The organism is Hymenobacter agri, from assembly GCF_054778495.1.
In genome coordinates this window covers 1-9,038 of the sequence record NZ_BAAGZM010000127.1, presented here as the reverse complement: position 1 = coordinate 9,038, position 9,038 = coordinate 1, and the positions used below count along the sequence as shown (strand labels likewise).

The following is a 9,038-nucleotide window of genomic DNA, read 5'->3' as shown; positions in this document are numbered from 1 at the left end:
AGGGCGGGCATGCCGCCGGCGCGCTCCACCAGAGCGAGGGCCGCGGCGTGAATGGCCATCGGGAAAATCTGGGCGTTGGAGAGCTGCCAGCCGGCCGCGCCGGGCATGGGCCGGAAGCCCTTCTTCATCTTAAACCGCTCCGAGGCATCGTGGCCCCACCAGCCGGCCAGGCGCACGAGGTCGGGCCGCTCGGCAAACCGCTCGTGCACAAACACGCCCGACGTACCGCCGGGGCCCGAGTTGAGGTACTTGTAGGTGCACCAGCAGGCGAAATCCACGTCCCAGTCGTGCAGGCGCAGCTCAACGTTGCCGGCCGCATGGGCCAGGTCGAAGCCCACCATTGCGCCCACCGCGTGGCCCGCCCGGGTAATGGCAGCCATGTCGAACAGCTGCCCGGTGTAGTAGTTCACGCCGCCGATAATGATGGTGGCCAGCGAGTCGCCAAGCTCAGCAATCTTGGCTTCAATGTCTTCGGTGCGCAGGGTGTGCTCGCCGGGGCGGGGCACCAGCTCCACAATCACGTCGTCGGGATGGAGGCCGTGCAGGCGGGCCTGGCTTTCGAGGGCGTACTGGTCCGACGGGAACGCGCCGCCTTCCATCAGCACTTTGTAGCGGGTGGCAGTGGGGCGGTAGAACGTGACGAGCAGCAGGTGCAGGTTTACGGTCAGGTTGTTCATTACCACTACCTCCAGCGGGCGGGCGCCCACCAGGCGGGCCGTGGCGGCGGTCAGGTTTTCGTGGTAGTGCATCCAGGGCGAGGCGCCCAGGAAGTGGCCTTCCACGCCGCGCTCCTCCCAGGAGGCGAACTCGCGCTCGACGGCGGCGCGGGCCGTGCGGGGCAGCAAGCCCAGCGAGTTGCCGCAGAAATAGGCGCAGGGCTGCCCATCGGGGCCGGGGGGCAGGTGAAATTCCTGGCGGAAGGCGGCCAGCGGGTCCTGGGCGTCGAGGGTGGCAGCAGTAGTGGGTTGGTCGTTCATATCAGGCCGCAAAGGTCGGGGCAAAGCGGGCGCAGTGCTAACAAAAGGTTTTGGCCTCGCGGACCATTCTACAGCCGAAACCGCGCGGCTTCGAGCCCCAACCAGTCCAGGGCGTTCTGGCCCAGCATCTGCGCTTTAAGGTCGGCCGAAAAGGGCATGGAGTTGATGAGCTGGCCGGGCTGCAGCTCGCCCAGCGGGAAGGGGTAGTCGGTGCCGAGCGTGATTTTATCGGGCCCGAGGGTTTTCACTAGGTAATCCAGCATCAGTGGGTCGTGCACCAGCGAGTCGACCCAGAACTTGCCCAGATACTTGCGCGGGTTGTGCGGATTGTCGATGGCGCAGAGGTCGGGGCGCACCTGCCAGCCGTGCTCGATGCGCCCGATGGTGCTGGCAAACGAGCCACCGCCGTGGGCCACCGCCACGCGCAGGTTGGGCAGGCGCTCCAGCACGCCGCCAAATATTAGCGAACACAGGGCCAGGGTGCTTTCGGCGGGCATGCCCACCAGCCAGGGCAGCCAGTATTTGGGCATTTTGCCCTGGGCCATCATGTCCCAGGGGTGCACGAACACGCAGGCGCCCAGCTCCTCGGCGGCCGCGAACACTTCGAATAGCTCGGGCGCGTCGAGGTTCCAGTCGTTCACGTGCGAGCCAATCTGCACGCCGGCCAGGCCGATTTTCATGCAGCGTTCCAGCTCCCGGATGGCCAGGTCGGGCGCCTGCATCGGGATGGTGCCCAGGCCCACGTAGCGCGTGGGGTAGCGGCGCACCACATCGGCAATGTGGTCGTTGAGCAGCTGGCTCAGGTCGAGGCAGTCGAGGGGCTGGGCCCAGTAGCTGAACATGACCGGCACGGTGCTCAGCACCTGCACCTGCACGCCAAACTGGTCGTACTCGCGCAGGCGCACGGCGGGGTCCCAGCAATTGTCCTGCACTTCGCGGAAGAACTTGTCGTCCTGCATCATGCGGGCGCAGCAGGGCTTGTGGTGCTCAAGCCGGATGAACCCACCGTAGCCATAGCGGGCCTTCAAATCGGGCCACCGCTCGGGCAGAATGTGGGTGTGAATATCGATGGAAAGCAAACCTCGGGGCGGGTGGGGAGTGAACAATAGATTTGACCGTCGTGCTGAGCGCAGTCGAAGCATCTCTACCGCGCAATGCAATTAGTTACTACTGCGGTAGAGATGCTTCGACTGCGCTCAGCACGACGGTCTTTTTAAGAAGTAAATGCGCTACTCTGCCGCCACCACCGGCGCGGGCGCTTCCATGTAGGTGCCGCACACGGTGCAGGTGCGCTTGGCATCGTCCTGCCAGAAGGCATTCATAATGGGCGGCAGCTGGGTCACGATGTCGGTAATCTCGGCAAATTCCTCGTAGAGCTTGTGGCCGCAGTTTTCGCAGTACCACTGAAAGCCATCGACCTCGCCCGCCGTGCGGTAGCGCTCAATCACGAGGCCCACGGTGCCGGCCGGGCGGCGCGGCGAGTGCGGCACGTGGGGTGGCAGCAGGAACATCTCACCCGGCCCGATGGTGATATCGACGGGCTGGCCGTCCTCGATAATCTTGACGGTCATCGTGCCCTCAATCTGCCAGAACAGCTCCTCGCCGGCGTCGACGTGGTAGTCTTTGCGGGCGTTGGGGCCGCCCACCACCATCACAATAAAGTCTTTGTTGTCTTTGAAAACCTGCTGGTTGCCCACCGGAGGCTTTAGCAGGTGGCGGTGGTCGTCAATCCACTGCTGCACGTTGAAGGGGCGCGTTATCATGGGCGGGTGGGGGTTGGTTGCGGGGCTAATTTACGCCCGGACGGAGAGTTGGGAGGTTGCCCGGCGGGCTTACCTTTACCGGCGCGGGCACCCGGCGGCAGCTTCGGCGCGGGGGCCGGCGTTTCTACTCTATGCGAAACTGGCTGCGCCTGGCCCTGCTGTCCGGCTTTTACGGACTGTGCTTTCTGGTTTTTACCTGGCCGCTGGGCGCCAATTTTGCCTCGGCCATGCTGGCCGAGCCCGGCAGCGACGCCGGCTTGTTTGCCTGGAACGTGTGGCACTTCGACCAGGCGGTGACGGCGGGTACCAACCCGCTCTTCACCACCTGGATGTTTTACCCGCAGGGCATTAGCCTGCTGCTGCATACCTACACGCCCATTCTGGGCCTGCTGGGCCTGGTGGTGCACAACCCCATTCTGGCCGTCAACCTGGGCCTGCTGCTCAGCGCGATGCTCTCGGGCGTGGGCGCTTATCTGCTGGCCCGGCGCTGGGTGCACAGCCCGGTGCTGGCGCTGCTGGCGGGCTTTGTGTTTGCCTACTCGCCCTACAAGCTCCAGCGCCTCTCGCAGCACGTCAACCTCGAGCTCACGGCCACGGTACCCTTCTACGTGCTGGCCTTTTTGCAGGCTTTCGAGTTTGCGGAGGGCCGCTGGTGGCCCCGGGTGCGTAGCTGGGGCGCGGTGGCGGGCTGGGGAAGGAAAACAGCTCAATAGCGTACTGCCCGTTCACGGCCAGGTCGAGTTTCCAGGAGTCGCGTTCGGCGCGGTAGGTTTCGGCCAGCACTTCCAGCCTGAGAATTTCGGTGTAAAAGCGTTTCGCGGCCGTGTAATCGGCGCAGATGATGGCCACGTGGTGCAGGCCGAGCAGGGGCAGCATGGGCGGGTAAATAAGGAATGGGAAATAAGCACAATTGCGGCCGGTTCCGGCCGCTTTGGAAAGCTACCGGCACCGGCCGCAATTGTCCGTTTAGTAGGGTTAATTGGCCTTGTTCAGCAGTTTGCCGAGGGTGCTTTGCAGCTCGCCGCCGCGCAGGTTGGCGGCCACGATTTTGCCCTGCGGGTCGAGCAAAAAGTTCTGCGGGATGGACTGCACGCCGTATTCCTTCGCCACGGCGTTGTTCCAGTATTTCAGGTCCGACACCTGCGTCCAGGCCAGGCCGTCTTTTTCGATGGCGCGCACCCAGGCCTCGCGGGCCCCTTCCCGGTCGAGCGACACGCCCAGCACGGTAAAGCCTTTGTCTTTGAATTCGTTGAACGCCTTCACCACGTTGGGGTTTTCCTGGCGGCAGGGGCCGCACCAGCTGGCCCAGAAATCAATCAGCACGTACTTGCCGCGCAGGCTGCTCAGCGCTACCGGCTTGCCGTCGGGGGTATTCTGGGTGAAATCGGGGGCGGTGGCACCCACGGCCACCTTTTGCAGACGCTTGATTTGCTCCCCGATGCGCTGGCCGCGGGGCGACTGCCGCAGCGCCGGGCTCAGGCCCTGATAGAGGGCGGCGTAGCTGCCCACCTCGGGCACGCCGCCGCCCACTTCCTGGAGCAAAAACAGGCTGAGCCGGTCGTTGGGATGAGCTTGCAGGTAGGCTTTGCGCAGGGTGTTTTCCTCCGCTTCGATGGGGTCAAGCTTGGCTTCAAGCTGCTTGATGTAGGCCGGGTCTTTGCGGGTGGCTTCGGGCTGGGCGCGGTATTCCTTCAGATAAGCATCGTACCGGTCGTCGAGCGGCTTTAGCGTGGCGGCCAGCTTGGCGCGCTCGTCGTTGAGGGGCGTGCCGCGCACCACGGCTTTGGCGGCCGAGTCGGGCGTGGTCCAGGTCACGGTGCCTTGTTCCAGGAAAAACGGCCGCCGGGTCCAGTCCTGCGACTTGCGCATGGTCAGGCCGTTGCGGCTCAGTCCTATCGAGGCCTGCGTGGGCTCCGTGAGGGTGCCTTTGAACTCGAAGCGGCCGTTCTTCACCACCGCTGAGTCGGTTACCGGGGCGTTGTTGGTGGCGTAGCGCAGGTAGGCTTTGCTTACGCCGGCCTGCGGCCCCACGCTGCCTTTCAGTACAAAGTTTTCCGTTTGGGCCTGCGCTAGGGCGGGCAGGAGTAGGGCGCTAAAAAAAAAGTGTTTCATGGGAAGGAAGGTTGATGAAGGAATGAAGCGGTTTCGTGGAGCAAATTAGGCGAGAAACGTTGCCTGGGCACCGATTATTTGCTGCCACTCCGCTCCCATACCTGGTAGCCGTGGGGGGGGAGTGTGTCCATCAAAACGCTGTCGCCATTTTTAAGAAGGTTTTGTTGATTAACCGGGAAAAGCGTCTTGAATGTATCGCCGCCGCGCTTGAGGGAAGCCAAGAAATCGATACGCTGCGGCTGACTGGTCAAATTAACTGCTACGATTACCGAGTTGCCCTTACTCCGCTCAAACGCTACCGTGCCGGCCGGGCTAGGCAGCAGCCGAAACTGGCTGGCTGCATCGAAATTGGCCAACGCCGGGTGCCGCTGCTTCAGGTGCAGCAGCGTGGAGTAGAAGCCTTGCAGCGGGTAGCTATTCCACGGAATCGTGTCTTTATCGAAGAAGCGCAGCCGCTTTTTCATGGCTGCTTCCTGGCCGTTGTAGAGCATCGGGATGCCGGGCCAGAGTGTGGCCAGCACCGCTTCGGGCAGGGCGTTTTCGCCCAGACGCTCGTACTCGCTGCCGTCCCAGGCGTTGATGTCGTGGGTGCTGGTGAAGGTCATCAGGTTCACGCCGGCGGGGTACATTTTCTGCTCGGCGGCCCGGTAGTGGGCCAGCTCGGCGGTGGGTTTCTGGCCGCGGCCCAGGCTGTCGAGCAGGCCGTGCAGGCGCAGGGCGTAGGCGGCATCGAAGGCCTTCTCGAGCAGGCGGGTACTGGGGGCGAATTCCTGGCGCGAGATGAAGGTGGGCGGAAACAGCTCGTCCCACTCGGCCAGCATGAATACTGGCTTTATTTTCTCCAGCTCGGCCCGCGTGGTGTTCCAGAAATCGGTGGGCACCAGCCCGGCCACGTCGCAGCGAAAGCCGTCGAGGCCGGCCGTGCGCACCCAGTAGGCCATGCTTTCGGTCATGTAGCGGCGCAGGGCGGGCTTGGAGTAGTCGAGGTCGATAACGTCCTGCCAGTCGGCCACGGGCGGGCGGAAGTTGCCTTTCGCGTCGCGGGTATACCAGTCGGGGTGCGCGGTGGTGAGGTTGCTGTCCCAGGCCGTGTGGTTGGCCACCCAGTCCAGAATGACGTGCATGCCGAGGGCGTGGGCGGTTTTTACGTAGTGCTGCAAGTCGGCCAGCGTGCCCAGGTCGGGGTTCACGGCGCGGTAGTCGCGCACCGAGTAGGCGCTGCCCAGCGTGCCCTTGCGGTGGCTGCGGCCGATGGGATGAATGGGCATTAGCCAGAGAATGCCCACGCCCATTCGCTGCAGGCGCGGCAGGTCGGCCTCGGCCGCCCGCAGCGTGCCCTGCGGCGTGTACTGCCGCACATTCACCTGGTAGATGGTGGCGTGGCGCGCCCACGCCGGATGCTTCACGGTGAAAGCGGCCGAATCGGGCGCAGCGGCGGGCGCAACAGCGGCAGCCGTTTCGGGTTTCGACTTGCTGCCGGACTGGCAGGCACCAAGCAGCAGCAGCGGCAGAAGCAGCACCCGAAGCGGGCGCGGGAGGGTGGGGGCAGGCATGGCGCAAGGTAAGGTCCCTGGACAATTGCCCGGTCATCGCGCAACCGGCCAATGCGTTCTGGTCTGCCGGCTATTTCTCCGAAGTATGGCCTCCCGAAACCAGCCCGCCGAGAAAGTCGCCGTAAACAAACTTGTTCAGCAGTCCCTCGGAGCTTGGCAGGCCCACGATGTCCATAAGGTCCTGGTATTGTTCGGCTACCCGTTCCCGGTCTTCGGTGTCCAGCTCGTTGGCATCAATTCTGGCCAGGCCGTCGGCCATTGCTTGCAGGTATTGCTCCTGCGTTGGCTGCGCGGCGCTGATGTGGAGAAAATCGTCGGCCGACTGGTTAAGCACCGCATTGAGCACGGGCCGAGCTTCGGCCGGCCAGGCACCGGTGTATAGGTCGTCCGCCTCAAATTTTGCCTTGGCTTTGAAGGCTTGCAGTTGCTGAACGGCAGTTGACGGAACGTGCATGGGGTGTTGGGGTTGGGAAGTGCAGGCGGCCAGCAGTAGCAAGCACAGCGGGATAAGTGGCCACAGGCGCGGTAGAATCATCCGTCAAAAATAAATTGGCCGAATTAATGACGGCTACCATGAAGCGGTAACGATGCTTCGACTGCGCTCAGCATGACGTTCTTTTTTGACCGGACGCCCCGTGCTCAGCTCACCCTGCCACGCTGCCCTCCGTCCGCAACCTTTCTCGCTTCTTTTTCGACTTTGGGAGCAATTACTGGTGCGATTCTGGTTAAGTACCCGGCGCGGGTGGCCTCCGGGCCGCCGCGCGGTACTACCTTGCCACTCCTCTCTTTACTCCCTGCCCATGGCTTTCCCCCGATTTAAGCTCGGTTTATATTCTTCGTCGGTGCTGGCCCTGCTGGGGCTGGCGTCTTACTCGGTGTACCAGGCCCCGCCGCCCACGCGCGACCAGGTGGTACTCGGCATTATGCTCACCGGCCTCAACCAGCTGCACTACCAGCCCGAGAAGCTCGACGACCAGTTCTCGCAGCGCGTGTTCGACCTGTACCTGAAGCGCATCGATGGCAACAAGCAGTTTCTGCTGGCGCCGGAAGTGGCCCAGCTCGGCCAGTTCAACACCCAGATTGACGACGAGCTGCGCCGCGGCACCCACGAGTTTCTGGACGTGGCCGGCCAGCTGATGGCCAAGCGCACGCTGGAGCTGCAAACGCTGTACCGCGACATTCTCAGCAAGCCCTTCGACTTCACGGTGCAGGAAACCTGGGAAACCGACCCCGCCAAGGCCACCTACGCCGCCAGCGCCGCCGAGCAGCGCGAGCAGTGGCGCAAGATGCTGAAATACCAGACCCTGAGCCGCCTCTCGGAACTGATGGACGACGAGGCCAAGAAGAAGGACAAGCCCCTGGCCGCCGCCAAGGTGGGCGCCTCGCCGACCACCACCAGCACCGCCGCCCGCACCCCCGCCCAGCTCGAAGCCGAGGCCCGCAAGCGCGTGCTGAAATACTACGACGAAGCGTTTGCCGACCTGCTGCAAACCGATGCCAACGACCGCCTGGCCACCTTCGCCAACGTCATTGCCAACACCTACGACCCGCACACCGACTATTTCGCGCCCATCGTGCGCGAAAACTTCGACATCTCGATGACCGGCCGCCTCGAAGGCACCGGCGCCCAGCTGATTGAGGACGAAGGCCATCTCAAGGTGACGGACATTGTGCCCGGCTCGGCCTCGTTCCGGCAGGGCGACCTGAAGGTGGGCGACATTATTCTGCGCGTGGCCCAGGGCGCGGCCGAGCCCGTGAGCGTGGAGGGCATGCGCTTCGACAAGGCCGTGAAGCTCATTCGCGGGCCCAAGGGCACGGAGGTGCGCCTCACCGTGCGCAAGCCCGACGGCGCCACCATGGTCATTCCCATCATCCGCGACGTGGTGGTGATTGAGGAAACCTACGCCCAGTCGGCCCTCATCAAGCAGGGCGGCCGCACCTACGGCTACCTGCGCCTGCCCAGCTTCTACGCCGACTTCAGCGGCAAGGGTGGCCGCAGCTCGGCCGACGACGTGAAGAAGGAGCTGGCCAAGCTCTCGCAGCAAAACGTGTCGGGCGTGGTGCTCGACCTGCGCTACAACGGCGGCGGCTCGCTCTCCGATGCCGTGAAGATGGGCGGTCTGTTTGTGCCCAGCGGCCCCATGGTGCAGGTGAAGGACACCCGCGGCGCGGCCAAGCCCCTGGCCGACGTGGACCCCGCCGTGCAGTACGGCGGCCCGCTCGTGGTGATGGTGAACAAGTACAGCGCCTCGGCCTCCGAGATTCTGGCCGCCGCCATGCAGGACTACCACCGCGCCGTGATTGTGGGCAGCAACACCTACGGCAAGGGCACGGTGCAGCAGGTACTCGACCTCGACAACGCCGTGAGCTCGCCCGAGGTGGCAGCCCTCAAGCCGCTGGGCTCGCTCAAGCTCACCATTCAGAAGTTTTACCGCGTGAACGGGGGCTCGACGCAGTTTAAGGGCGTGATGCCCGACATCACCCTGCCCGACGCCCTGAGCACCTACGCCAAGGGCGAGCAGGAAGCCGAGTACCCGCTGCCTTGGGACGAGATTGCGCCCGCCCAGTACCAGCCCACCAACACCCTGCCCGGCAGCCTCGACGCCCTGCGCGCCGCCAGCGCCGCCCGCGTG

At 64.1% G+C, this 9,038-nt stretch carries 8 protein-coding genes and 1 pseudogene; 2 read left to right on the top strand and 7 right to left on the bottom strand.

Annotated features, from left to right (window positions below; genetic code table 11):
• The 3 genes from kynU to ACYVDE_RS08865 form a co-directional block, all read right to left on the bottom strand.
• On the bottom strand, nucleotides 1-977 hold a 977-nt coding region (gene kynU, locus ACYVDE_RS08875; RefSeq protein ID WP_460501133.1), incomplete at its 3' end, for a kynureninase.
• A 68-nt stretch (nucleotides 978-1,045) separates the two neighbouring features.
• Complete coding sequence (locus tag ACYVDE_RS08870) at nucleotides 1,046-2,056, bottom strand: amidohydrolase family protein (RefSeq protein ID WP_460501132.1); 1,011 nt, start codon at nucleotides 2,054-2,056, stop codon at nucleotides 1,046-1,048.
• A gap of 150 nt (nucleotides 2,057-2,206) precedes the next feature.
• Nucleotides 2,207-2,740, bottom strand: coding sequence for a 3-hydroxyanthranilate 3,4-dioxygenase (locus ACYVDE_RS08865; protein ID WP_460501131.1), 534 nt, complete (start codon nucleotides 2,738-2,740; stop codon nucleotides 2,207-2,209).
• 131 nt (nucleotides 2,741-2,871) lie between these two features.
• On the opposite strand from ACYVDE_RS08865, the gene ACYVDE_RS08860 reads away from it, so the two are divergent.
• On the top strand, nucleotides 2,872-3,453 hold the full coding sequence (locus ACYVDE_RS08860) for a glycosyltransferase family 39 protein (protein ID WP_460501130.1): 582 nt from the start codon (nucleotides 2,872-2,874) through the stop codon (nucleotides 3,451-3,453).
• 13 nt (nucleotides 3,454-3,466) lie between these two features.
• Here the strand turns inward: ACYVDE_RS08860 and ACYVDE_RS08855 are convergent.
• The 4 genes and pseudogenes from ACYVDE_RS08855 to ACYVDE_RS08840 form a co-directional block, all read right to left on the bottom strand.
• Nucleotides 3,467-3,616, bottom strand: a pseudogene (locus ACYVDE_RS08855) (VOC family protein); the annotation flags it as partial.
• A gap of 99 nt (nucleotides 3,617-3,715) precedes the next feature.
• The gene (locus ACYVDE_RS08850) at nucleotides 3,716-4,852 is read right to left on the bottom strand and encodes a redoxin domain-containing protein (RefSeq protein WP_460501129.1); all 1,137 of its coding nucleotides are present in this window, start codon (nucleotides 4,850-4,852) and stop codon (nucleotides 3,716-3,718) included.
• Nucleotides 4,853-4,926: 74 nt separating this feature from the next.
• Entirely contained in the window at nucleotides 4,927-6,405 is a 1,479-nt protein-coding gene (locus tag ACYVDE_RS08845; RefSeq protein WP_460501128.1) for an alpha-amylase family glycosyl hydrolase, read from the bottom strand.
• 70 nt (nucleotides 6,406-6,475) lie between these two features.
• Nucleotides 6,476-6,859 carry a DUF4844 domain-containing protein gene (locus ACYVDE_RS08840; RefSeq protein ID WP_460501127.1) on the bottom strand — a complete coding sequence of 128 codons (384 nt, stop codon included), beginning with the start codon at nucleotides 6,857-6,859 and terminating at the stop codon, nucleotides 6,476-6,478.
• 346 nt (nucleotides 6,860-7,205) lie between these two features.
• On the opposite strand from ACYVDE_RS08840, the gene ACYVDE_RS08835 reads away from it, so the two are divergent.
• A partial coding sequence (locus ACYVDE_RS08835; RefSeq protein ID WP_460501126.1) for a carboxy terminal-processing peptidase occupies nucleotides 7,206-9,038 on the top strand: 1,833 nt, incomplete at its 3' end.

What these genes read in the sequence shown, in the direction of transcription:
- ACYVDE_RS08865 (WP_460501131.1), bottom strand. Translation starts at nt 2,740, where the DNA reads ATGATAACGCGCCCCTTCAACGTGCAGCAGTGGATTGACGACCACCGC.
- ACYVDE_RS08860 (WP_460501130.1), top strand. Translation starts at nt 2,872, where the DNA reads ATGCGAAACTGGCTGCGCCTGGCCCTGCTGTCCGGCTTTTACGGACTG.
- ACYVDE_RS08850 (WP_460501129.1), bottom strand. Translation starts at nt 4,852, where the DNA reads ATGAAACACTTTTTTTTTAGCGCCCTACTCCTGCCCGCCCTAGCGCAG.
- ACYVDE_RS08845 (WP_460501128.1), bottom strand. Translation starts at nt 6,405, where the DNA reads ATGCCTGCCCCCACCCTCCCGCGCCCGCTTCGGGTGCTGCTTCTGCCG.
- ACYVDE_RS08840 (WP_460501127.1), bottom strand. Translation starts at nt 6,859, where the DNA reads ATGCACGTTCCGTCAACTGCCGTTCAGCAACTGCAAGCCTTCAAAGCC.